Here is a 24,256-nt window from a genome sequence, read left to right as displayed (position 1 = left end):
CTATATACCTTACTTCAGTTTATGAAGTGAGGTATATATTTTACTACTTCCTTATTTCTTTTGTACAACTAGTGTGGCATAAAATACAGTTTTAATGTATTTTTGCGCTACGTTATAAATCATTTGTCAGAGATGGCAATATCAAAGTAAATTCGAAATTGAAAGAAGGCATTTTACTATGTGGTCATGGAAGCAGAAGGGAAGCTGCTGTCGCATCCTTCAAACGTTTGGTTACAATTTTAAAAGATCGTTATCAGGACAGTTATGAAGTGGATTATGGTTTTTTAGAGTTTAACCATCCTACTTATGAAGCAGCTGTAGAGCGGATGTACCTCAATGGTATCCGAAAAATCTATGCACTCCCCGTTATCTTATTTGCCGGTTCTCATGCCAAGAATGATATCCCGTATGAGCTAAATACAATACAATCATATTATGAGGATCTTCATATTGCCATGGCAAAACACATTGGTGTTAATTCTTTTTTACTGGACCTTGCTGCAAAACGAATTAAAGAAACTGAAGCTACCATCCCTGGTTTCAACAGAAAAGAAAGTTGCCTGGTAGTCGTAGGACGTGGAACAACTGACCCTGATGCGAATAGTGATGTCTGCAAATTAACCAGTATGCTCTGGGAAGGTTTGGGGTACGGATTTGCTACTACTGCCTATAGTGGAACTGCCTACCCTTCTGTAAAAGAATCTCTCCTTCTTACAGAAAAATTAGGTTTTAAAAGAACTATTGTCATCCCATTCTTTTTCTTTACGGGGGTACTACTAGAACGAATATACAGTCAGGTAACAGCTATGGATGACAAGGTTGCGGATCAGGAATTTATCTATACAGATCCTTTTGGAACGGATGAGCTCCTCCTTAAAGCTTTTGATGAGCGACTGGAAGAAGCCAAAACCGGAACTGCCAATATGAACTGCCAATTGTGCAAATACAGGAAACAAGTAATAGGTTTTGAATCTGATTATGGAAAAGAACAAATCGGTCATCATCTCAATGTCAAAGGAATTTTATTTGAAGAAGATGAAAAGCCCGGAGAAAAGAAAAATACGCTAGGTCATAAAATAAAAAAGGTTCTGGGAATATAGTTTGTTCTGAGGGTCCGGTGTTCTTTTACTCTACCTGCCCCTCTCCTTCTATATACAATTCTTCTAACTGATTTTTAATTTCATCAGATGGATGTTCCCACATCCCACGCTGAATAGCTTCCAGCAGACGTTCACTCATATCCCGTAATGCCCATGGATTATTTTCTTTGATGAATTTTTTATTTTCAGGATCCAATAAATAAGAAGCAGTTATCCCTTCATACATAAAATCATCAACCAGATTAGTAGTTGCATCATATGCAAATAAATAATCCAGTGTAGCTGCCATTTCAAAGGCTCCTTTATACCCATGCCGCTGTACTCCCGAAATCCATTTCGGATTTACAACTCTTGATCGGTATACTTTATGCAATTCTTCTTTTAATGATTTTATCTTTGGGGTTTCTGGTCGGGAATGATCCCCAAAATAGATTGTCGCCTCTTCTCCTTTTGTAGTTTTTACGGCATTTGCCAGCCCTCCTTGAAACTGGTAATAATCATCACTATCCAGAATATCATGTTCCCTGTTATCCTGATTTTGCAAAACAATCTGCATAGCATTCAGACGATTGCGAAACGCTTCATGTGCCGACACTCCTTTTCTGGCACTTCCATATGCATATCCACTCCAGTTTATATAGACCTTTGCAAGATCTTCTTGTGTTTTCCAGTTCTTTTCATCTATGACAGCCTGTAATCCTGCTCCATAAGCTCCCGGTTTAGAACCAAAGACCCTGTATAAAGCACGGTCATTTGCCACTTCTTCAGACAGTCCCTGTTTTTTCCAATAAGCACTTTCTTCTAAAACCCTTTTGCGAATAGGATTTTCCTCCAAAGGCTCTTCCAGCGAGGCTACTTTAGCTACCACCTTATTAAACAAATTAATCACATCGGGAAATGCATCTCTAAAAAAACCGGAAATACGCAAAGTAACATCTACTCTCGGTCTTCCTAACATAAACAAAGGAATGATCTCAAAATCACTGACTCTCCTATTTGCATTTTTCCAGATGGGACGTACTCCCATCAAAGCAAATGCCTGTGCAATATCATCTCCTCCAGTTCTCATGGTAGACGTCCCCCATACAGAAATCCCTATCGTTTCCGGATAGTCCCCATTCTCCTGTAAATACCGTTCTATTAACAATAAAGCACTCTTTTCTCCCAATCGGTATGCCGTTTCTGTCGGAATGGTTCTAACATCTACCGAATAAAAGTTTCTACCGGTCGGCAACAGATCTACTCTCCCTCTTGTCGGAGCTCCTGAAGGACCAGATGGAATATATTTCCCGTTTAATCCATCGATTAAGAAATCTAATTCATCTGTTGTTTTTGCTACAGCTTGTGCTGTCTCATTTTTAATATATTCTAATACGGATATTGTATTAGGAAGTGCTGTGGGTAAAACTCCTTCTTCCAGATAAGCAATAACATATGTTTTGACCTTTTCTTCTAATCTAGCAATGACAGCACCAGCAGATCTATAGCGTACCTCATCAATAACCACCTCTAATACTTCTTCATAAGGAATCTCCAGAATATTTTGTGTAATCCCTAAATCGGTTGCTAATGCCTGCGTAATTCCCATTTTTCCATACACAGGAACTCTGTGAAGTGCTATTAATAAATCAATATATTGTTCTGCTATCGGAGCTTTCCCAAAAATATGTAACCCATCCCGAATTTGCGCTTCTTTTAATTCACATAGATACCCGTCAAGTTTTACCAGTAATTCATCTACATCATCTGTAGCGATCCCAAGATCAACATGAAGCTTTGTTTCTTTGACCAAAGCCGCTATTTCTCCTTCTAACACCCTACTTCTTTTAGGATCTACAGAAGAGGCTTCATAATATTCATCAACAAGATGTTCCAGTTTTATCAAACTCCCATATGTTTCCGCTCTGGTCATAGGAGGAATGAGGTGATCCAGAATCACTGCCTGATTTCTTCTTTTAGCCTGTGTTCCTTCTCCTGGATCATTAATAATAAATGGGTAAAAGTGAGGCAACGGACCAAAAATTGCTGCCGGATAACAGCTTGTTTCGTCAAGAGACACACTCTTTCCCGGAAGCCATTCCAGGTTTCCATGTTTTCCTAAATGAATAACGGCATCTGCCCGATATACATCTTGTAACCAAAAATAGTATGCCAGATACTGATAGGTAGGAGGTAGATCCGGTGAATGATAAATTGCCTGCGGGTCTTGATTATATCCTCTTGAAGGCTGAATACTCACAAAAATATTTTCCAGTAAAAATCCCGATACTACAAAACCATCTCCTACAAAATACGGATCGTCTTCAGCTGGTCCCCATTGCTCCAAAATATCTTTTTTGAGCTGATCCGACAAAGAAGAAAATCTTTTGTCAAAATCTGGTTTTGCATACCTTATTGCATGCGGTCTGGTTTCGAGCGTTGTAACATCATTAGTCGTCACCTGCGTTATCCAGTGCATTAATGCTGTTCCTGTTTCTGGTACAGCTGATCCAACAGTATATCCTTCTCTTTTTAATTTATTTAATACTTCTACGCAACTTTGCGGAGTGTCCAACCCTACTCCATTAGCTAAACGACTATCTTTATTCGGATAATTAGGAAGAATAATCGCTACTTTTTTATCTGCATTTGAAATTTGCTGTAAACGAATCCAATTTTTAGTCAACGCAGCTGTAAAATCACAGGCAGGTTGATAGGCTTCGTATTTTACAATTGCACTATCTGTCAACGGGTCTTTTTCGATTTCTTTTTTGAAAGAAATAGCTCTGCCGATAATTCGACCATCAATCTCCGGAAGTGCAATATTCATTGCTATATCGGTCGGAGGAAGTCCGAACAATCCTTCTTCCCAAACGGTTTTATTGGTAGTCGACAATATCGCCTGAAAAACAGGAACTCCTAATTTTTCGAAAATAAAAGAGGTCCCATCCATTGGTTTAATCGTAAAACCTGTCGTATTAATAATAGCATGTATGCTTCGCCTTCCCTCATCTATTATCATATCATAAAGTGTTTCTACTAACCTAGTATCTCTTAGATTATGAGCAAAGGCAATACAAACATTTATTCCTTGTTTCTTAAGTGAAGTACTAAGTACCTCCAAGGGTTCCATATTATTCGCTAAATAATGTGCTCTATAGGCCAATATAAATGCTATCGGGCGATCATCTGTACTATGCAAATCCAGTGTCTCCTGTGTAACAATTCCTTTTTCCGGAATATACAGAAACACATCTGAAACCGTTTTTGGTGCAATTATTTTCCCCGACTGTTCAAAACTAATCGCCTGTATATATTGTAATAAAGCTATTGAATTTTCTTTTCCTCCTTCTTGCAGATATTGACGACACTGATGTACTTTATCCAGAGAAACAGAAGATAATTTCATTAATTCTACATCTGGTTCATGAGAAGGAATCAAAATCAGTGTATTTCCTACATGTTTCTGAAGCGCCACTAGTGATTCCACCAGATATTTATAATAGCTCAATCCCCCCAACATACTACATATGACTACCTTTGCCTTTTCTACAACTTCCTCTAAATAGGTATCTATAGTTAATTCTTGTTTCAGATACACCAGATTGGTCATTCTCAAGCTTGGTAACTTTCCTCTCTCTCGGTTATGCAATACTTTATATGCTTCATTCATAGAATGAATCTCCGTATCTCCCGCACTGAGAAATACAATATCTCCGGGTTGTTGATCAATATAAAATATTCCATCATCATCCGGATTCCATCCTCCGGGTATCGTCGCTATTAAATGCATTGAAAAACTGATTCTGATAACGCTGCCCAGTATAAATGAATATAACTGGCATATACGTTTTTATGTTTATATACTTTTACCGGAACTTCTATTTCTCTGGCTGAAAAAACCTGGGCAATACTTTCTAATCCCTCATCTTTTTCTACCTTGGAATAATGAAATTCATGACCCCATATCTCTATTCCCTCTATTAGTACTCTTCTATATCCTAAAGTTAGTTTTTTATGTTTCATAGAAGTTCTAAAAGGAAAAATCCCTACCATTGGATACGCAATACCATTTTCATCAATAATCTCATTTCCCAAATACATCATCCCCCCACATTCGGCAATAATCCGTATTCCTTTTTCTGAGGCTTCTCTTAATTGTTTTAACATTGCTGTATTTCCTGACAACTGCTCTAAATATAGTTCTGGATAGCCTCCTGCTAAATAAATAATATCTGCAACAGGTAATTCTGTATCCTGAAGAGGGCTAAAATAATGAATCGTTCCTAGCTGTTCCAGCCACTTAATATTCTCCAGATAGGTAAAAGAAAACACCTCATCTTTAGCCACTAAAATCTTATAGTTTTTCTTTTTGACATCGCTTGTATCTTCTATTTCCTGATGATCTACCTCTACTTTCTTTGCACATTCTAAAATAGACACTAAAGGGAGGTGTGACATTACATGAACGGCAGCCTTTTCTATAACTTCTTCATAAGAGCCATTGATTTGCAATCCCAAATGTCTTGAGGGAATTTTAATATCTTCATTGGAAGGAATATACCCTAGGCACGGAATTTCAACAGACTCACATGCTTCTTTTAACAATGCGTAATGCGTTGGTTTGTTTACAAAATTAAAAATCACTCCCGCTATTTTCACATCAGGATCAAAACTCTTTAACCCATACAAAATAGGAGCAATTGTATATGCCATTGCTGATGCATTCACTATTAATATTACCGGAATATCAAGCGCTTTGGCAATGGCAGCAGAACTTCCTTTGTCTTTTACTGCACCGTCGAAAAGCCCCATAACTCCTTCTACAATGGAAACATCTGCATCTTTGCTATATGATTCAAATACTTGCTTCAGGTGTGAAGGAGGCATCATCATCATATCCAGATTGACAGCGGGTCGTCTAGAAGCTGTTGTATGATGAATTGTATCAATATAATCAGGACCACATTTAAAAGCCTGTACTTTATACCCCTGATTACTAAACCAACGAGATACTCCAAGTGTGACAGTAGTTTTTCCTGAGTTACTCCAGGGAGCTGCAATTAAAAAAGCTTTGGACATATGTAGTTAATTATAAGTCGCTTATTGAAAGATACTTCAGTTGCAGCTGAGCAGCTATTTCTTTTGAACGTCCTAATTTTACGAAACCATTTTCTGTATCGACTATGGTTGCCTGAGGTATTTTGGACAAATATTTTTTGTAGGTTTCTATAGCATATGAAAAAGGACTCCCTGAACCTGTATTAATCTTTCCATCTGTAAAGACAAAAAGCTGGACTGTTTTAAAGGAAATCGATTTTAATAATTCATATACTTTAAAAAAAGCCGCTCCCAGATTTGTTTTTCCTCCTGTTCTCAGGGAATACACTTCTTTTAGTATTTGCTTGGAATCAGTTGTAAAACCTTGAATAATTCTGGCTGTATGCTGATATAACCCTACAATAGCATATTGTATTTTCTTTCCCGGATATTGCATCAGTGTTCGCTCAATGATTCCTTTGATAAAAGCAATCTGGGTATTTTTTGTCATTGAGCTACTAGTATCTACCAAAAACACTACATTGGTTTGTGTTCTTTTTGTAATTCGCTTGCGTATGGCTTCAAAGGTTCCTGTGGCCATATATTTTTTAACACTTGAGCTTACCGCAATCTCTTCTACAAAAGTTTCATAATTTCTCCCGTCAATATACTGATCCAACATATCCAAAGAAACTTCTTTCTTTTTGGCTGTATGCCTGGTCATAAACTTCAGTCCGCTTTGTACCGATTGTGGCAATTGAAATGCGTCTTTATTAGCTGTCGTTTGTTGTTGCTCATTGCTTGTTTGCTCTGAAGAAGAATCATCAGGTGGCGTTTCTTCTTCTTTTTGGGGAGTATATTCTTTACTCCTATGCGCCAATACATACGGAGCTATTATATGTACCATCTCTTCTGTGATCTGGGATTCATTCATAAAAGCAGCATACGCTCTTACTGTTTTAAGCAAAAGAATATCTGCTCTCATTCCTTCTACCTGATATTTTAGCGTTAATCTGGCACAAATTTCCTGTACTTCATCAGGAATCTTTATTGCATGTAAGCGCTTTTTAGCTCTCAGGACCTGATCTCTGATATCTTGCTCTTCTGCTTCGTATTGTTTATAAAAAAGAGTAGGATCACTATCGTATGTCAATCGAAGCATCGCTATTTTTTTGCGTATGGCTATTTGATCAGGGGTATTAACCGTTACACTTAGTCCGAAACGATCCAATAACTGTGGTCGTAAAGCCCCTTCTTCAGGGTTCATAGTACCGACCAAACAAAACCTGCTCTCCTGCCATTGAGAAATTCCTTCCCGCTCCAGGTTATATCCTCCACTTGCTGATGCATCTAATAATACATCCATCAAATAATCATTGAGCAAATTTACCTCATCAATATACAGAAAGCCACTATTTGCTTTTGCCAATAATCCTTTATCAATAACCGTCTGTTTTTGATTAATTAGTGCTTCTAAATTAATACTTCCCAAAACTCGATCTTCTGTCGCTCCGATAGGAAGATTAACAAAGGGGAATTCCTCGCCCATTAATTGACTTAGTGCCCGTACAGTGGTTGTTTTTGCAGTCCCTTTATCTCCTGTAGCTAATACTCCTCCGATTGACGGATCAACTAAGTTAAGTAACAAACATAACTTCAAATCCTCCTGGGCCAAAATTGCCGTAAAAGGATACTTGTATATGGTGGATTTCATTACGATAATCTATATCTTCTAGTAATTGTAATAATATCGCTAAAATAAGGATTTATCACCGGACAAAATATTACCAAAAGAAAATATCGTAATGTTCTTTTTTACCCTGTACTTTCTTGTAGATGTAATGCTCCTGTGCCAATTCTAAAATCGATATAAGCAGTCTGTGCCGATTCGACATCAAACTCCGGATAATAATATAATCCATACCCATTATAGAAATTTATAGTGATTTCTACGGTCTTCATATCATATCTATACATGGTGATGGTTCCCTTTTTCATTAGGGAGAGCTGCAATGCCCTAGCTACGAATAGATCGTCTCGGGTCATAGGAACGCGAATACTGCAAGGTTATACCATTTACACTTTACATCTACCGGAATAATATGTTCTTTCCGTTTTTTCATAAGTACAGCGTTAACGTTACACCTAAACTTGCCGTCTTAAAAATGGGAGAAGGTCACTCCAAAAATGAATACTTTAAAATGGTGGTATAAATGAGGGCAGCTTTGTTTAAATTCACTTTCTGCAACAGTAACTAACGTTTTGTTTTTTTGTAGTATTATGATGTTTATTGGGTATTTGGGCGTTTAGGCTTACCCATCAAACTTTATTCTTCTATAGGATAAGGTTCATCAAATTCTTTAATAATTTTACCTGTAATACCATCTATTATGATAACCCCTAACAGCATATTCTCTTCACTTTTATGATAGGTTACTGCCCAAAAAGGTCTTCCTGTTTTCTTTCCGATATTTTCAGTACCAAAACCAAAACTTCTATTTACCTGAAACTGTTCATGAGACATATCAATTTTCCTTTCTTTAATTAGTTTTAAAACATCTTCCCAAGTAAACTTATAAGGTGCATCATAATCAGTTTCTTTTACTAAACTACCCTATTCATCATATTCTTTCCAAACTCCTTTTAAAAAATCATCTGGGAAAAATTTCCCCGTAATTTTTAACGTACCGTCTTTAAAATATTTGTTATATACTTGAAAAAAATCATTTTGCTTCGTTATAGTTTCTTCATAACCAAATTGCCAAGTACTTTGTTCTACTTTAGTACTATCTTTAGAAATATAAGTATATCGGTTATTTATCTTGTTTTTGTTAAATTGCTCTACATCAAAAGTTTTCATAGTGTTTTGTTTTTGTGCTATACACGATGTAACAACTAGAAAAGAAAACAAGAATAGAATTAAATGTCTCATTTTATTCTTCAGATGGATAAGGTTCATCAAATTCTTTAATAATTTTACCCGTAATACCATCTATTATGATAACCCCTAAAAGCATATCTTCTTCACTTTTATTATAGGTTATAGACCAAGCAGTTCCATTGTCACTAGTTCCTCTTGTAATCAAAAAACCATAGGCATCCATATCTAATTTTCTCTCTTTAATAAGTTTTAAAATATCTTCCCAAGTAAATTTATAGGGAGCATCATAATTAGTTTCTTTTATTAAGTTACCTTGTTCGTCATATTCTTTAAGTAAGCCTTTTAGAAATTGGTTAGGGAAATACTTTACAGAAGACTTGAATTTTCCCGAAAGGTAATATCTGTTGATAGTTTGAAAATAAGAATTGGAAGAGATTATAACTTCTTTGAACTCTGAATGCCTCTTTTTTTGAAAAATTTTTGTACTGTCTTTTTCAAGAAATATATATTCATTCAAATGATTTTTGTTCTTTTCAAAAGTTTTTATATCAAATGTTTTCATTGTACTTTTTTCTTCGTTTTTTTTTTGAGCCTTACAACTAACACATACTACTAGTAGTAATGTATATATAAATTTTATCTTCATTTTTATTCATTTTTAAGATCATTATTCGTCCACAATTTCTTCCATTGCCATAGCCATATATGCTTTCTTGTGGTAGCATAATCCATGATATTTTGGGTGGCTTTCATTTCATATTCATAAGTTGCACTATTATCGAAACTATGGTGTAAGCCCATACAATGTAATAATTCGTGGGTTACGGTTGCTTTGCGTTTTCTGGTAAACATAATGGCAGATTGTGTATTAAAGTCTTTAGCGTAGCCTGCCAATTCTTTTATTTTTCCTGTATCTGTAACAATTCTTCTACCTCTAGTATCTTTTGTTATTTTATATATTTTCCTTCCACCCCTATCACCAAAGAAAAACACTTTAAAATAATCTTTATATTCTGGCTTTTCTCTATTAAAAATATCTTCCATGTAAGCGGCTAAATTATCCCCGCCTTGAGTATTATGATATTTATTGAGTATTTTAGGAGGTGAAATAGGATTAGTCACAGTATCCAGCAAAGTATAATCTTTATTAAAATTAGAGTACTTAGGTTTTTTAGTGTTGGAGTCTAGAATAGTCATATCAAACTCAACTTCTTTTAACTCTAGTTTTGTGTACGCTTGTTTTAAAAAGCGCTCTAACATTTCCTTTTCAGATTTTCCTGTTTTGTTGGTTGTATTACCTGTTAAGTCATTTCCAGCAACTATTTCTGTTGTAACTTTAACAAATACTACTTGCGCTTTTTTACGTTTTGCTTTAGCATTGGCTAGTATGTTTAGTTGCCCTAGTTGGCGGTTGCCATACGTTACTTTTATAATTTGGTCGGTATCAAATTCTTTTTTACACTCTAAGGTTAAAAAGTCTTTTAGTCGTTTTTTAGTATTCTTTTTGCCTTGTGCGGGTATGGTATCTGTACTTAAGGTAAATAAGTCGGTATCGTATTCTAAACACATAGTTACTTCGTTAAGATTTTCGATAGTATCTACCTGTAAACTCAATGTTACGGTTTGTTTTGGGTATACAGTTAACCAACTTTGTATATATTCTATTTCTTTACCCTTGCTATCTTTGTGCCAAGGAAAAGTAATAGTTTTGTAGTGGTTGTCTTTTAAATCGTTGTATTTTGTATCTGTAGTATATTTTGTGAATTTATTTACACCATTAATAGATTTGTTTGTACCTAGAATATCTTTATAAGTAAGGAGGTCGTCTTTAGTCTTTTTATCCCGCATATAGTCAAAACCATACTCCCCGTTGTATTTTTTACCTGGTCTAAAATCTACAATAACTTTGGGAGGAGGTGTAAGTTGCAGAGGGGCACTTTTCTTAGTAATTCCTCCATGGGTTACCCTGGCGATAAGTTCATCTATTTCCCCCTGTTTAAAATCCGCCCATTGTTCTTTGATTTCTATGGCGGTGAGTTCAAAAGTTCCGTCACTATCTAAGGTCTCACTAAATACCAGTTCTTCTCTGCCTTCTTCTATTAGGCTTCCGTCTTTTTTGCGAATATGTATTTGGAAAGCATTCCCCTCCGGGTGTTGGATGCTACCACTTAGTGAGACGGTCTCATTATACGTGGTTTGTTCTATAGATTCCTGTGTTTCCGGATGTACCCATTGTACGGTATTGATTACAGGAGTGAGCATGGTTGTAGTGTTTTGTGCTATCGGAGCTTCATATCTCTCCGGATTCCATCTATTCTCATGGATCAGCTCATTAAGGTGTAATTCTCCTGCACCAATTCTAAAATCAATATAAGCAGTTTGTGCTGATTCGGCATCAAACTCCAGGTGATAATGTAACCCATAAGCATTATAGAAATGAATAGTGGTTTCTACGGCGCTCATATCATATCTATAAATGGTGATGGTTCCCTTCTTCATTAGAGAAGGTTGCAATACCCAATCTACTAATAGATCGTCCCGGGTCATAGGAAGCCGAATATCGATAATCCCTGCTGTGATATAGGGATTGGGACGACCTGTATGATCTGCTGTCTGTGAGACTTCATAATGACAGAACAATAGCGGATATACGTTATTGTCTATAGTTAGTTCTGCTTTAAAGCCCATACTATTGATGATTTGTGTTTGTGATTCTATTGATAGCACAATATAACTAATCATACAATACTATATATAATATTATCCATCTTTTTGCAGTAGTTTCAGTAAATTATTAGCAGATACCCCGTATATAAAGCGCATTGTGATTTTTATAAATGATGCTGGTTAATAGCTATTTATTAAGAAGAAGTAGTACGTAAGGGAATAAAAACAGTATTTTATGTAAAAAAGAATAAAATACACACTTAGACAGGGAGAGACTCCCTCATCGCTGCCCCTTATAGCCCATCTCATAGAGGCTCGATGGCTTCTTACACCGCATAAAGCCTCCTATAAGACCCGTTCTAAGGATTCCTGAACTGCTTCGAAGAATGCTTTTAATCAATCAAAGCATTCATTTATTTCTTGCCTATCCACATTTTTGGACAGAAACCCCTTAACGAAAGCCCTTTTTTCTATTATTTTGGGCAAACAGCTATTAATAGAAAGGCTCAGAACCCGTTTCGGAAGCCTTCGAAGTATTAAATTAATACTTCGAAATACTTTTTACTGGGCTAGACCCCATGCCTGGAGGGGGGAGCTCCCTTGTTTACTGTATACAACTGTGGATTTTCTTGTTACAGACCCGACAGCAACCGTATAATACTCCCATAAATACCCCCCAAAACATATATACAACCCATAATGGATATCCATAAGACATTAATGGACTGGTAGGAGCATATGAAGTAACGGTAATGGTCATCAAATCCCAGGAACCGTTCATAATCCGATAAAAAAGCATCGCTGTAAAATGTATAACAAAGGTACTTAACAAATAAGTAAACAATGGAAACCTACCCAGTGTTTCAAAAAAATGAAACCCCCTAAATCTCCACCTTTCAGCACTATACAATAAGAGAAGTACGATTCCTGTTGTTATGGTTATAAATGCTAAAGAAGCGGGATATTTGGTTATATTAAAAAAGTCTATTACAGTTGTAATTGTGTCTTTCTGATATTTCCAGGGTACTTCTCCATACCCGTTAATAGTTCTAATTACAAAAAAAAGAGTGATCAATATTCCTGCGGTAATTAGCATTCTTTTTCTTCGTATATGAGCCGGAAATCCCGTATTGAAATAGTTTCCAAAAGCATACCCCAGTAATAGTAATCCCAACCAGGGGAGCAATGTATAACTAAAAATAAACAACTGCTCTTCTATGACAATAAATTGTTTCTGATAAATTATATACCAAATGATCGATAAAAGTGAGTGTCCTTTCATTACAATTCCATCCAAAAAATGATGTGCTGTAATAATAAGAACCCCCAATACTGCTAAAAACTTTTTAGGCAAGAACTGCAAGAATGCAAGAACCAAAAATGCAATTCCCAAACTCCCTAAAATCAGCACTCCTATCGTCCTAAAATACGGGTCAAAATTCCACAAAAAACTATTTAGCGTAAGTTCTAAAACAATAAGAATTAATCCTTTCTTAGCAATAGATCCGGCTATGGCTGTTTTTTCTTTATGTTGATTCTTGAGATATAAATGAATCCCGCAAAGAATATAAGTAGCCGGTGCAAATGTATACGCTATAAATTGAACAAAAAACAATCCAATATTGGTGGTTTCCAGATTGGTAGGATCGGTATACCACTGATAAAAAAATATCCTGGTATGACTTAAAACAGCTAATGATAGAACAATTCCGAACAAAATCCTTCTGGATCGTACTGCCGGAGAGGTAATAATATAACTCATTATCGAGTATTATTTTTAAGCGATTTATTGAAGTGATTTAATTTTTTTCAATTTGCTAAAAAAATGTCTTTTTGTGCTCATATTTCTCAATTTTTGACTTCCGTAGCCTTGCTATGCGACTAAAAAAATACTTCATCTGAACACAAATCCACTATTTTTCACTTAAATCAAAAAAGTCTAAATCTCTTCATTGTAAAAAAACATCTGATAAATCGCATTGGTTTTACATTGGAGATATTGAAAGTGGTTTAAACTTTTTCCAATTTGTTTAAAAAATGTCTCCTTGCGCTCATGTTTCACAATTTTTGACTTCCGTAGCCTTGCTATGCAACTAAAAAATATTTCACCTGAACACAAAACCACTATTTTTCACTTAACTCAAAAAAGTTTAAACCTCTTCATTTATACCATTTCTATTTCTTAATTACCTAAACAAAAAATATCTTCTTTCTATTTGGGTGCTCTCAAAGCAGAAATGGTATTACAAAACACCATTGACATTATACAGTCAATGGTGTTTTTATTATAGTCGAGTAATCAAAAAGATCTCTCTGATGATAAATATTATGATTTTTTAGGAGCGTACTTAGCAATTGGATTGGTTAAAACTCCTACTGTTTTCAAATCTCCAAAAGGGTTTTCCAAATTTCTTAGCTGACGATTATTTCTCAATTGTAAACGATTCAAAGCATCAGGATCAAAACTCGGAGCAAAGAGATCATAGGTATCAAACTTTGCCTGAAGATTCGGATGAGCTTCCTGATATGCTATTATGGTTTCTGCGACTAAAGCCCAGAAATTTTCTTCTGAATATTCAGTATGTTCTACCAAAATAGCTGACATAAACCTGAAAAATGAATCAAACAGCTGCGTAAATATAGGAAGGGTTTTTGCCGCTTCCTCTACTGTCGTCAAGACTCTATTGACCACCTCTGGTACTTCCATGTCCGTATTTATTAAAGATATTTCTTCTCCGATATCTTTCATTATTGCTTTGACAGGAATATTATTTTCCATGACCAAAATCAGGTTTTCTCCATGTGGCATAAACACAAGATCATAGGTATAAAAACAATGAATAAGAGGTGATAGGTATGCTTTGAAATAATGTTTCAGCCAGGTATCTGTATCCAGACCAGAAGCTTTTATAAAAGCTGGTAATAATGCTTTCCCATCCGGATCTATATGTAATAAAGCCGCCATAGTCATTGGCTCCTGCCCTTCATCTAGTTTATCTGCCGGGCTTTCTCTCCATAGACTGGCAAGCATCTTTTTATAATGACTTCCATTTTTTATCGCTTTCTCATAGTGAGAATGCCCATACCCTATAGTCGCTATTTCCCTGAGTACACTAAACCCATTTTCACTCAAATAAGCATCGCTCTCAAGAAGGTTTTTTAACCAATCATTAATAGCTGGATTTGTCTGCATGTAATAAGGAGATAATCCTCTCACATACCCCATGTTTAAAATAGACAAAGCCGTTTTGACATAAAATTTATCTGGATTCGAAACATTGTAGAATGTTCGGATTGATTGTTGTGGCAAGTATTTATCTTCACTTTCTCCCAAAAAGATTAAGTAATTTAATGCTAAATCTGCTGCAAAAACATGAGATAACTTATTCGTCCATTGCCAGGGGTGAATTGGGATAAAATAATAATCATCTGAAGCCACTCCTCGTTGTTCTACAATTGTATTAAAATGATGTATTGCTTCTTCTCCCAGTTCTTGCTTCATCAGTTTATTATAATCTAATGAAGGAACTGTCGTAAATTTTGCTCTTTCTTTATGTGCAGCCAGCCAAACAAGAGAAAAGGGTTTTGCTGTTTCCGGAGCATAGGCTATATAGTCCGTAACATTAAATCCAATTCTGCCATTATTGGCTATAAACCTGGGATGTCCGGTCATAGCACCTTCGATTTTCTGATAATCAATGGCAGTTAACTCTGTAGTATAGTTTTTATGTTTTTCATGCATATAAGCCATTCCATAGAGGGTATTCCCTACCTCTTCCATATATACTAAAAGAGATTTTTCATCGATTCCCAGCTGTTTATTAAACTCTACAATAAAGTTTAAAGAATCTAGTACTTCCGGGTTTCCTCCTTTGTATTTTCTGATACTCTCTTCTGATATGTACCAGTGATTTAAGTGTAATACCTTTGCTTCGAAATGATATGCGACATCTGAGTGCTCTTCTTTTACTACATATTGCCCCCATTCGCCATGTTGTCCTGTAAGTTCCGGGGTTATAATACGTTCATGAGAAAATTCCGAAAGGATTTTTTTTATGTGTATTCGGTTAACTTTTTCCCAAACAGTTGATTTTATATGTGATATAGCTTCTTCTGGTGCTATTTCTTGAATTGCTTCCATGTTTTGTTATCGTAGATGATAGTAAATAAAGTGAATTAAAGTGCTACTTTTTTATAAGCCGCTAAAGGGTTTTTAAAGGTTCCTGCAAATTGCTGAGTTTTAAACGGATCACTTAAATCAACCATTTTTTTATTATTTCGCAATTGTAATCTATTAAGACATGTTTTGATAATCTCATCTGCAAACAGATCACACTCTTCAAATTTCTTTTCTAATTGAGGATTTTCTTGCTGGTATGTGGTAATACAATCAGCAGCCAGTTCCCAGAATTTTTCTTGAGGGTAATTATCGTGTTCTACAAGGATGTGAGAAAGGAAACGGAAATAACAATCAAATATCTGCGTAAAGATCGATAATATCTTTAGTTCTTTTGATACCGGAACTCTCATTTGCTGTACTGCTTCAGGTAGTGCTACATCGTTATTAACAAATCCCACTTCTTCTCCTATATCTTTCATAATAACTCGTACCGGGACATTATTTTTCATAATTAAAATAAGGTTCTCTCCATGAGGTGTAAACCTGATATCATGATGATAGAAACAGTGAAGCAACGGACTTAAGTAAGCATCCAGGTATTTTCTCAACCAGTTAGTTGTATCTAATCCTGAATCTCTAATCAATAAGGGTAAAAGAGCTGTTCCATTTTTATCAATATGCAACAGAGCAGCCATTGTCATTAGCTTTTCTCCGGAACGCAATTTAGTCATAGGGCTTTCTCTCCATAATGAAGAAAGCATTCTGTTATAATCTGTATCTTTCCCGGCATTGTAATAATATGTATTGGTATATCCTACTGTTGCCGTTTCTCGTAAAATTGTAAATCCTTTTTTCTCTAAATAAGCATCATTTGTCACAATCTCAGATACCCAATCATTTATTGGAGGAGTAGTAATCATATATGAAGGAGGCAATCCCCTCATAAATCCCATATTAAGTATGGAAAGTGCTGTTTTGACATAGTGCTTTGTCGGATTACTGATATTAAAGAATGTACGAATAGACTGCTGAGGTCTATATTTATCTTCACTATATCCTAGTAGTACTAATTTTTTATTAGCAATATCCGGAGCGAATATCATAGCTAGTTTATTATGCCATTGCCAGGGATGTATTGGAATGAAAAAATAATCAGATGATTTAACTCCTTTATTATGTAAGATCGTTTCAAAAGCAGTACGAGTTTCCTCACTCAATTCCGAGCTCATTATCTGTTCATAATCCACTCCTTTCACGGTAGTAAAGCCTGTATTATCCTTATGACCGGCAACCCATAATAAAGAAAAAGGAGCCGCTGCCTCCGGTACATATTTTTTATAATCTACCAAATCAAATCCAATTCGACCATTATTCGCTACAAAACAAGGGTGCCCTTCAATCATAGCATGTTCTATATCCTGGTAATCAGCATGAACCAAGTCCTCTGATGTGGTCTTTTTTTGAGAATACACATAGGCTCTTCCGCATAAAGTACTATTGATTTCTTCCATATACAATGGAAGAATATCTTCATTTATACCTACAATATCCTTAACTTCTATAATAAAGCTTAATGAGTCTAAAGGAACTTTTTTTCCCTCTTCATACTTTTCTATAGAGGTAGTTTCGATATGCCAATGATCTAAACTCAATACCTGAGCTCTAAAATGATAAGTAATCGCTGTATCCGAAATCGGCAATGTGTACACTCCCCAATCCCCTTCTTTGGACTGTAATTCCGGAGTGAGTAGAAGTTCATGAGCAAATTCTGAAATAATTTTTCGAATATGTAGTCTGTTGACCCTTTCCCAAACTTCTGGTTCTAGATGTGGAACAGTATTTTTATAATTCTCCTGTTCATAATTATTCACGTTGGTTGTTATCATTTTTACCTGAGTAATATTTGAATATATTTATATTAAAAATCGATTGTTCAGAACTTATGTTTTATACGCTACTCATTATCTCAATCAATTAATTTACCGTGCTAAAAGAAAACAAATGGGTTCATTATCCCCTCTAACAAAAAAGAATCAAACATCCTAATTACAAACAACTTACATTTCATATCACAGCTAGGTAAAATAATATATGGAGTAATAGTACACACGTAAAATTCTCCTGTTAGCTATTTATAATTTCTTTCGTTTTTCATTATAAAAAGCACAGAAGATCTCGTGTTTTTAGTATATATTTTTAAATTAATTTTAATTTATTCTAAATAAAGATAAAAAACTTAACCAATAATCCTTCTTCTTCTAAATAATTTTAACTCAATTTTAGTGAGGCAAAGTCATCAACCAAAAGATTAACAAAATTTTAAAGTCATATAAAACAAGCTGTTAACTTGGTGAATCAACGAAAAAACAGGGGTTTATCGAGGTAAAACCGATTTAATTTTTAACAAAACTTTAACTCGTTTTTATCTACCTCGCTGTTTAATCAAAAAACGATAAACTTCAGCTAGTTTTCTCTTTCGTAACACAGCTTACATATCGATTATTAAAAAATAATTTGAGCAAGAATCAAAAACGGGAATAAGCCAGAATTTATCTTATGAGAAAGGTTTTCCACAATTAAATAGGTATTTTTATGCAACCATCAATAAATCAACACTTAAGAATAATTACTAAAAACATCATATATGAATCCTATTATAAGAAATATCCTAGCTATTATCGCCGGATGGTTAGTGGGTAGTATTGTCAATATGAGCATCGTAAAAATTGGTCATACACTACTCCCTATCGAGAATATCGACACAAATAATCTGAAAGAATTAGCGACTATTATGCCTACTCTGGATGCTAAACATTTTATCTTTCCATTCGTAGCACATGCTCTAGGTACTTTAGGAGGAGCTTTGGTCGCTGCATTAATCGCTGCTACTCACAAAATGAAAATTGCACTAGGGATTGGAGTACTCTTTCTTATTGGCGGTATATTAGCCAGTTATATGTTACCAGCACCAACCTGGTTTATAATTACTGATCTTGCTTGTGCATATATTCCAATGGCATGGATCGGTGGGAAAATTGCATCTAAAAATACTAAGGTTATTACATAATGTACAGTCTTCGAGATTAGATTCACTAAACAACTATTTAGCGGTTCTTTTTATCCATACATAAATGGTATAATTCAAAACACATTCGGGTCCCAATGGTCCTGTAAACCACCGTGGGGCAAACTCACGAGGCATTCGCTGGAGTCAAACTTTCGATTTAAAGGGAAGTCTTGAGGATATTATACCTGTTTAGCAGTGTCAATAAAAACAGGTAACATTTAACATCTTCAAAACATATATACATGAGTTTGTTTATAATTTTGAAAAAAGCCAAGTTGATTCGTAACTATTTCCTGATAGCCCTGCTCTATTGTTCATTATATGGATGTGTCTCCTATTCTAAAAAAGAGTTTAGAAAGGAGTATATAAAGTTAAATGAACATACTCTTCATATGCTTAACGGAAAATTTAAACTATATCCTATCAAGCGATTTCAAAAAGAAACAAGCACTGACAATTGCATACGGTACACCAACCTCTATCAAAACATAGTTGATGAAAACTGGAACTCTGAGAGAAAAGCGGACTCTTTATGTACTCATAACAATACGTATAGCGTAGCTTTAACTTTTAAAGACAATAAAAACTTACGTATCAAGCTGATCGAAAACACAACTATCATAAGAGACACCACATTATCCGGAAAGTACAAAAATGGAATGTTTTATCTGGATAACAAAGATATTAGCATACATGGGATTCCTTTTCTTTTTGGAGGCTATCGAAGTGACAAGAGAAGAATCGGAATGACCAAAGACAACAATCTAATTGTGAATGAAGCTATTGGAAACGAAGGAGCCATATTATTAATACTTGCTGCTGGATATCAATACAATGCTTCTTATGAATATGAAAGAATACAATAGCAACTTTATTTATTAAATAGTTGTAACGTACATCCTTAGCTTAAATATCATCCATTTTCTTAATAATACCGCGCATACTTGCGACCGAAATGATTTATTTATACTTCTTTTTTAATTGTTCTATTTCTGTCGTCAAAAGGGAATCCAAAGAAACGAAATAAAGACATTGCCATTTTTGTGTTTGTATTGCCTGTTTGCTTTTTGGAGCATCCCATGGTGGGTAAACACGTATTCCTCTTTTTCCTTCTATATGAGCTGATGAAATAATCTTTTTTTCTATGAGTATCCGACCTGGAAAAATAAACGTTCCTTTTTGATGACCACTCGCTACAAATATTACGACCAAATCAATCTGATCCGTTTCCTGAAAAGGGACCGTAACCCCTTTTTCATTTCTTTTCCAAACAGTTACAAACTGACCTGTTTTTTTAGGAGTAATTTTTGCTTTTCTAAAAATAGTTGTTTTTCCATTTAACTTAAAACGTGCTGCACAATAGGCACTACTTTCTTCTTCTTCCTGATACGCGGTAAGCTCAAAACCACAGGAATCATATACCTGTTCTTTTAGCCATAAAACAGTGGGGTCAGATATCGTCAAAATACAAATGTTTCTTTATTCGGAAAGCAAACATATAAATAAAAAGTACTTTATACAGCCATAGGGTACAAAATTCCATTTTACCCTATTCGTCTAAAATTACTTTTTTCATCAAAAGATCAGTTTGTTCTTCATCTCCTAATTTGAATATATGAGTATGAAATACTACAAACCCATTTTTCTGGTAAAAATTAATCGCTTTGAGATTTTTTTCCCAAACGCCTAACCAAATGTTTTTTACTCCTGCTGTCTTTGCTATTTCTACAGCTTTATCCAATAATTTACTTCCATACCCTCTTCCCTGATATATAGATAAAATATAAATACGCTCTACTTCTAATGCCTCATCCAGGCAGTATTCAGTCTGAGAACTTCCTACATTTATTTTCAGATAACCGAGCACCTTCTCTTGCTCTTCCAAAAAATAAAATTTTGAATCCGGGTTATCTAACTCTTTCAATAGTTGCTTTTTCGAGAAGTTTTTTTCCAGATAAATTTTCATATTCTCCGGAGTATTCAAACTCCCATATGTATCTTCAAAGGTTGCAATACCAATTACCCTTAATTGTTCAGCTTCTTTTTTCTCTACAGATCGAATTCGCATGAGGATCTAAACTTATTATTTTCCATTAACTTACTTTTAAAACAAATGAAGAAGACATTGCTTTTATTCAAAAGCAATTTGTTACTAAGTCTCTCACTCATTCTATGAGAGAGAAAATAGCTTGAATCTACAATGTACAAAACAAAATTACTGATAGCATTTATCGAAGTGGTTTAAACTTTTTCATTTAAATCAAAAAAGTTTAAACCACTTCATCAATAGACATCATAAAAATAAGCAGAACAAAATTGTTCTGCTTATTTTTATTATTTATCTGTCAATAAGAATACTTCTTATCTTTTTATGATTTTATCTGATAAAAGTGTATTCCCTGTTTGGCTTTTTAATACGATAAAATACACTCCTTTTTTTAGGTTTTGTACTGGTAATTCGACTCTATCAGATACCTTGGTTACTACAGTATGATACACTGTTTTGCCATTTAGGTTTCTCACTTCAATAAACACCTTTTTTACGGCATCAGAAGGAATATCTAGATATAAATCTGCCGTAAACGGATTGGGATACAGTGCTATTTCTGATGGAGTATCTTCGTTCCTTTCAACCGATGAAGTTGTGAGATTATTACTTACCTCATAGGTAGCATAAATTGAATATTTATAATCACTTTGAGAACCACTACCATATGCTGTCGGCATGTTATCCTGTCCGGCTACCCACTGAGAATTTGTAGCCTGATACCTTCCCGGACTTCCTGTTATGTATGCAATTCCCGGGTTGTTAGAAAATATCCATGCTAACCATACCGTAGATCCCGAAGAAACAGTAACCGGATTGATCAAGGAAATTGTTTGCCACCCTCTGGTTCCCTGCACAGCAGTCATACTTGTCTTACCCAATAGGTTTCCTGGCACTCCGTTCACATCTTCATATACACCTACTTGTACGCTTCCACTTCCTCCTTCTACATGTAGGGAAACACTTTTCAAAATTCCGGACTCTGACATCGTATATGGCATTGCTCTTCTGGTAGCATGTTTTGAGGTTCTATCTCCTACTGTAGTGATTCCTAAAGTAGCGGTTGTTCCTCCTGTATTTTCCTTAAAAACAGCTGTCACAGAAACATCTGAATCTACCGTAATCGTCAATGGATTTTCTGTTCCTGAAGCTCCTCCACTCCAGGAATCAAACTTCCAACCTGGTTGGGGAGTTGCCTTCAGGCTCAGCTGTGTCCCTGAAGCATATACCCCAGCTCCATCAACAGTTCCTTGTCCCGATACAGAAGTACTTACAGTGTATTCTGACACACTTGACTTCTCATATACTGCATAGATCGAATATCGGTAATTACTCTGTGATCCATTTCCATAAGATGTCGGCATATTATTACCACTAGAAGACCATGAAGAGTTTGTCGCTTGATATCTTCCCGGAGTTCCACTGACATATGCAATCCCTGGATTATCAGAAAAAATCCATGCTAACCAAACGGTTGTTCCTGAAGTAATACGTACAGAAGTTTCTAATGGAATATGTTGCCACCCCCTAGCAGACCGTACTGCAGTTACAGCTGTTTTTCCTATTCGGTCCCCAGGAACTCCATTTTGATCTCTATACACTCCTACCTGAACACTTCCGACACCACCTTCTACATGAAGGGCTACACTTTTTAGTGTTCCTGATTCAGTCATTGTATAGGGCATCGCTCTTCGGGTAGCATGTCTTGAGTTTTTATCTCCGATTGTTATGATTCCTAGGGTACCCGTATTTCCCCCATTAATTTTTTTAAACACTGCAGTTACTGTAAGATCACTTGTTACAGTCAATTGTATTGGATTTGTTGTTCCTGTCGCTCCTCCTGTCCATTTTTCGAATTCCCAACCGGCTTGTGGTGTTGCGGTTAATGTAATCTGTTCTCCTTCTTTATAGACTCCTCCTCCATCAACACTTCCTTCTCCTGTTGTATTTGTAGTTACAGTATAAGAAGGTACTGAACTTGCACTAATTGTAATCACACTTCCATTAGAAGGATTCCAAATATCCAAATTTGCTGGTATTTGAAAAACATCAGAATTAGACACTTCTCCTACCTGAGATGCATTATCAACCTTAATCGTTCGCGTTTCTATTTTATTTTCATCAACAAATATCCATTTAAACTGATTGAATCTCGATGAATTTCTCGTCCAGCTTTTGCTATCATTATTTGATCTAAGCGGTGCTCCCCAGCATCCTTCCCCTACATAAACAGTTCCATTCTGATCTTCTCTGATAAAACCTTCATCATTTCCGCTTCCGGTTGTCGGACGAACAGGCCAAGTAGATTTTACGGTATGAGAATCACATTCTACCACTAACTTTACTTCTTTATCATAAAAAAGCTGTGCCCAATTAGAATATTGACTGTTTCCTTCTCTTTTAGAAGAGACATGAGGTCTCATCGGTTTATGATATTGTGCCATTTTCCACAGTACGTTTGGATGTGCATTTAAATCATTTTTTAACCAATTTGTTTGATTTCCGGAAATTGAGATCTCTGTATTTAAGGTATAAGCTCGTACGAGATTCTTTCCAAAAGTAAGGGCATAATATACACTGGTAGAAGGAACATCAAATAGGTTATAGATACTATTATTACTATCTTCATGATTTCCTCTGGCTGCTACTATAGGAAACATTCGGTTATCTCCTGCTATTGTCAACTGCCAATCATCAAACCAATCTCTCCATTCTCCACTACTATCTCCATTGGTCATATCTCCTCCAAATAACACTGCATGAGGTTTTAGTTTGGCTACTAATCTATTGGCATTTTTTCTGGGAGTTCTATTATTTCTCGAATCTCCTCCTGCAATAAATGATAATCTACTATTATCAGAGGGAGCCGTTTTGAACCAAAACCGGGCACTTGTTCCCTGACTATCTCTAATCACAAAATAATATGCCGTATTAGGTATCAATCCTGTTAATCGTGCAAAGTGATTATTCATTCCTTTATAAGATACAACTCTATCAGCTGTTTTAGTATTAGGATACCTCGTATAATCTGTACCATAATCAGTAGTTCCATAATATACCGTAGGGTTCGTACCTGATAGCTGATCCCACCCTACTACAATGGATGTTGCAGGATTATCCCTAAGGGACAAACGATACCTCCCATTGTTCCCATATGAGCCCCATGTAAGAATACACAGTGCTATTAAGATGATTTTTTTCATGTGAAATTAAGTTTATATTTAATTGGTAATAGTTAACATTTTTACAAACCTACTTATCCTTTTGTAGCTACCTTCTCCCCTATATTGATCTTAACATTTATTTCATATTGTGCTACATTGCTTAAGCCAAATTAACAATATATATACAATTA

The 24,256-nt window shown here is 35.4% G+C and carries 17 protein-coding genes; 3 read left to right on the top strand and 14 right to left on the bottom strand.

What is annotated here, in order from left to right; genetic code table 11:
* Window positions 1-158: 158 nt before the first annotated feature.
* On the top strand, window positions 159-1,100 hold the full coding sequence (locus ACFSTE_RS16340) for a sirohydrochlorin chelatase (protein WP_378254408.1): 942 nt from the start codon (window positions 159-161) through the stop codon (window positions 1,098-1,100).
* A gap of 25 nt (window positions 1,101-1,125) precedes the next feature.
* Here ACFSTE_RS16340 and cobN read toward each other — a convergent pair whose 3' ends face one another.
* From cobN to ACFSTE_RS16285, 11 genes are all read right to left on the bottom strand, one after another.
* Window positions 1,126-4,872, bottom strand: coding sequence for a cobaltochelatase subunit CobN (gene cobN / locus ACFSTE_RS16335; RefSeq protein WP_176030583.1), 3,747 nt, complete (start codon window positions 4,870-4,872; stop codon window positions 1,126-1,128).
* Window positions 4,863-6,161 carry a cobyrinate a,c-diamide synthase gene (locus ACFSTE_RS16330; protein ID WP_378254406.1) on the bottom strand — a complete coding sequence of 433 codons (1,299 nt, stop codon included), beginning with the start codon at window positions 6,159-6,161 and terminating at the stop codon, window positions 4,863-4,865. Before ACFSTE_RS16330 ends, cobN begins: the two co-directional genes overlap by 10 nt.
* A gap of 10 nt (window positions 6,162-6,171) precedes the next feature.
* Window positions 6,172-7,833, bottom strand: coding sequence for a VWA domain-containing protein (locus ACFSTE_RS16325; RefSeq protein WP_378254404.1), 1,662 nt, complete (start codon window positions 7,831-7,833; stop codon window positions 6,172-6,174).
* 101 nt (window positions 7,834-7,934) lie between these two features.
* On the bottom strand, window positions 7,935-8,165 hold the full coding sequence (locus tag ACFSTE_RS16320) for a hypothetical protein (protein ID WP_378254402.1): 231 nt from the start codon (window positions 8,163-8,165) through the stop codon (window positions 7,935-7,937).
* A gap of 280 nt (window positions 8,166-8,445) precedes the next feature.
* Window positions 8,446-8,643, bottom strand: coding sequence for a hypothetical protein (locus ACFSTE_RS16315; RefSeq protein ID WP_378254400.1), 198 nt, complete (start codon window positions 8,641-8,643; stop codon window positions 8,446-8,448).
* Window positions 8,644-8,733: 90 nt separating this feature from the next.
* The gene (locus ACFSTE_RS16310) at window positions 8,734-8,979 is read right to left on the bottom strand and encodes a hypothetical protein (protein WP_378254398.1); all 246 of its coding nucleotides are present in this window, start codon (window positions 8,977-8,979) and stop codon (window positions 8,734-8,736) included.
* Window positions 8,980-9,052: 73 nt separating this feature from the next.
* Window positions 9,053-9,562, bottom strand: coding sequence for a hypothetical protein (locus ACFSTE_RS16305; protein WP_378298294.1), 510 nt, complete (start codon window positions 9,560-9,562; stop codon window positions 9,053-9,055).
* 86 nt (window positions 9,563-9,648) lie between these two features.
* Window positions 9,649-11,742: a type VI secretion system tube protein TssD gene (tssD, locus tag ACFSTE_RS16300; protein WP_378254386.1), complete on the bottom strand. Its 2,094-nt coding sequence runs from the start codon at window positions 11,740-11,742 to the stop codon at window positions 9,649-9,651.
* Between the two features lie 529 nt (window positions 11,743-12,271).
* The gene (locus ACFSTE_RS16295) at window positions 12,272-13,429 is read right to left on the bottom strand and encodes a hypothetical protein (RefSeq protein WP_378254384.1); all 1,158 of its coding nucleotides are present in this window, start codon (window positions 13,427-13,429) and stop codon (window positions 12,272-12,274) included.
* Between the two features lie 564 nt (window positions 13,430-13,993).
* Entirely contained in the window at window positions 13,994-15,808 is a 1,815-nt protein-coding gene (locus ACFSTE_RS16290) for an IucA/IucC family protein (RefSeq protein ID WP_378254382.1), read from the bottom strand.
* Window positions 15,809-15,843: 35 nt separating this feature from the next.
* Window positions 15,844-17,673 carry an IucA/IucC family protein gene (locus ACFSTE_RS16285; RefSeq protein ID WP_176030596.1) on the bottom strand — a complete coding sequence of 610 codons (1,830 nt, stop codon included), beginning with the start codon at window positions 17,671-17,673 and terminating at the stop codon, window positions 15,844-15,846.
* A 758-nt stretch (window positions 17,674-18,431) separates the two neighbouring features.
* Here ACFSTE_RS16285 and ACFSTE_RS16280 point away from each other — a divergent pair.
* Entirely contained in the window at window positions 18,432-18,854 is a 423-nt protein-coding gene (locus ACFSTE_RS16280) for a hypothetical protein (protein WP_176030597.1), read from the top strand.
* Between the two features lie 242 nt (window positions 18,855-19,096).
* Entirely contained in the window at window positions 19,097-19,720 is a 624-nt protein-coding gene (locus tag ACFSTE_RS16275; protein WP_378254380.1) for a hypothetical protein, read from the top strand.
* Between the two features lie 94 nt (window positions 19,721-19,814).
* Here ACFSTE_RS16275 and ACFSTE_RS16270 read toward each other — a convergent pair whose 3' ends face one another.
* The 3 genes from ACFSTE_RS16270 to ACFSTE_RS16260 form a co-directional block, all read right to left on the bottom strand.
* Window positions 19,815-20,318 (bottom strand): MepB family protein, encoded by a 504-nt coding sequence (locus ACFSTE_RS16270; RefSeq protein ID WP_176030599.1) that lies wholly within the window; start codon window positions 20,316-20,318, stop codon window positions 19,815-19,817.
* An 85-nt stretch (window positions 20,319-20,403) separates the two neighbouring features.
* A complete protein-coding gene (locus tag ACFSTE_RS16265) occupies window positions 20,404-20,922 on the bottom strand; it encodes a GNAT family N-acetyltransferase (RefSeq protein ID WP_378254378.1) in 519 nt (172 codons plus the stop codon).
* A gap of 293 nt (window positions 20,923-21,215) precedes the next feature.
* The gene (locus ACFSTE_RS16260) at window positions 21,216-24,104 is read right to left on the bottom strand and encodes an InlB B-repeat-containing protein (RefSeq protein WP_378254376.1); all 2,889 of its coding nucleotides are present in this window, start codon (window positions 24,102-24,104) and stop codon (window positions 21,216-21,218) included.
* Window positions 24,105-24,256: the final 152 nt, after the last annotated feature.

It is taken from the genome of Aquimarina hainanensis, from assembly GCF_042684685.1.
GTDB classification, from domain to species: domain Bacteria; phylum Bacteroidota; class Bacteroidia; order Flavobacteriales; family Flavobacteriaceae; genus Aquimarina; species Aquimarina hainanensis.
The sequence above is the reverse complement of the archived record's forward strand: the minus strand, read 5'-3'. Positions and strand labels throughout refer to the sequence as shown.

Excerpts from the sequence above, each read along its gene's own strand:
- cobN (WP_176030583.1), bottom strand. The coding sequence starts at position 4,872 with ATGCATTTAATAGCGACGATACCCGGAGGATGGAATCCGGATGATGAT.
- ACFSTE_RS16330 (WP_378254406.1), bottom strand. The coding sequence starts at position 6,161 with ATGTCCAAAGCTTTTTTAATTGCAGCTCCCTGGAGTAACTCAGGAAAA.
- ACFSTE_RS16325 (WP_378254404.1), bottom strand. The coding sequence starts at position 7,833 with ATGAAATCCACCATATACAAGTATCCTTTTACGGCAATTTTGGCCCAG.
- ACFSTE_RS16320 (WP_378254402.1), bottom strand. The coding sequence starts at position 8,165 with ATGACCCGAGACGATCTATTCGTAGCTAGGGCATTGCAGCTCTCCCTA.
- ACFSTE_RS16315 (WP_378254400.1), bottom strand. The coding sequence starts at position 8,643 with ATGTCTCATGAACAGTTTCAGGTAAATAGAAGTTTTGGTTTTGGTACT.
- ACFSTE_RS16310 (WP_378254398.1), bottom strand. The coding sequence starts at position 8,979 with ATGAAAACTTTTGATGTAGAGCAATTTAACAAAAACAAGATAAATAAC.
- ACFSTE_RS16305 (WP_378298294.1), bottom strand. The coding sequence starts at position 9,562 with ATGAAAACATTTGATATAAAAACTTTTGAAAAGAACAAAAATCATTTG.
- tssD (WP_378254386.1), bottom strand. The coding sequence starts at position 11,742 with ATGATTAGTTATATTGTGCTATCAATAGAATCACAAACACAAATCATC.
- ACFSTE_RS16295 (WP_378254384.1), bottom strand. The coding sequence starts at position 13,429 with ATGAGTTATATTATTACCTCTCCGGCAGTACGATCCAGAAGGATTTTG.
- ACFSTE_RS16290 (WP_378254382.1), bottom strand. The coding sequence starts at position 15,808 with ATGGAAGCAATTCAAGAAATAGCACCAGAAGAAGCTATATCACATATA.
- ACFSTE_RS16285 (WP_176030596.1), bottom strand. The coding sequence starts at position 17,673 with ATGATAACAACCAACGTGAATAATTATGAACAGGAGAATTATAAAAAT.
- ACFSTE_RS16280 (WP_176030597.1), top strand. The coding sequence starts at position 18,432 with ATGAATCCTATTATAAGAAATATCCTAGCTATTATCGCCGGATGGTTA.
- ACFSTE_RS16275 (WP_378254380.1), top strand. The coding sequence starts at position 19,097 with ATGAGTTTGTTTATAATTTTGAAAAAAGCCAAGTTGATTCGTAACTAT.
- ACFSTE_RS16265 (WP_378254378.1), bottom strand. The coding sequence starts at position 20,922 with ATGCGAATTCGATCTGTAGAGAAAAAAGAAGCTGAACAATTAAGGGTA.
- ACFSTE_RS16260 (WP_378254376.1), bottom strand. The coding sequence starts at position 24,104 with ATGAAAAAAATCATCTTAATAGCACTGTGTATTCTTACATGGGGCTCA.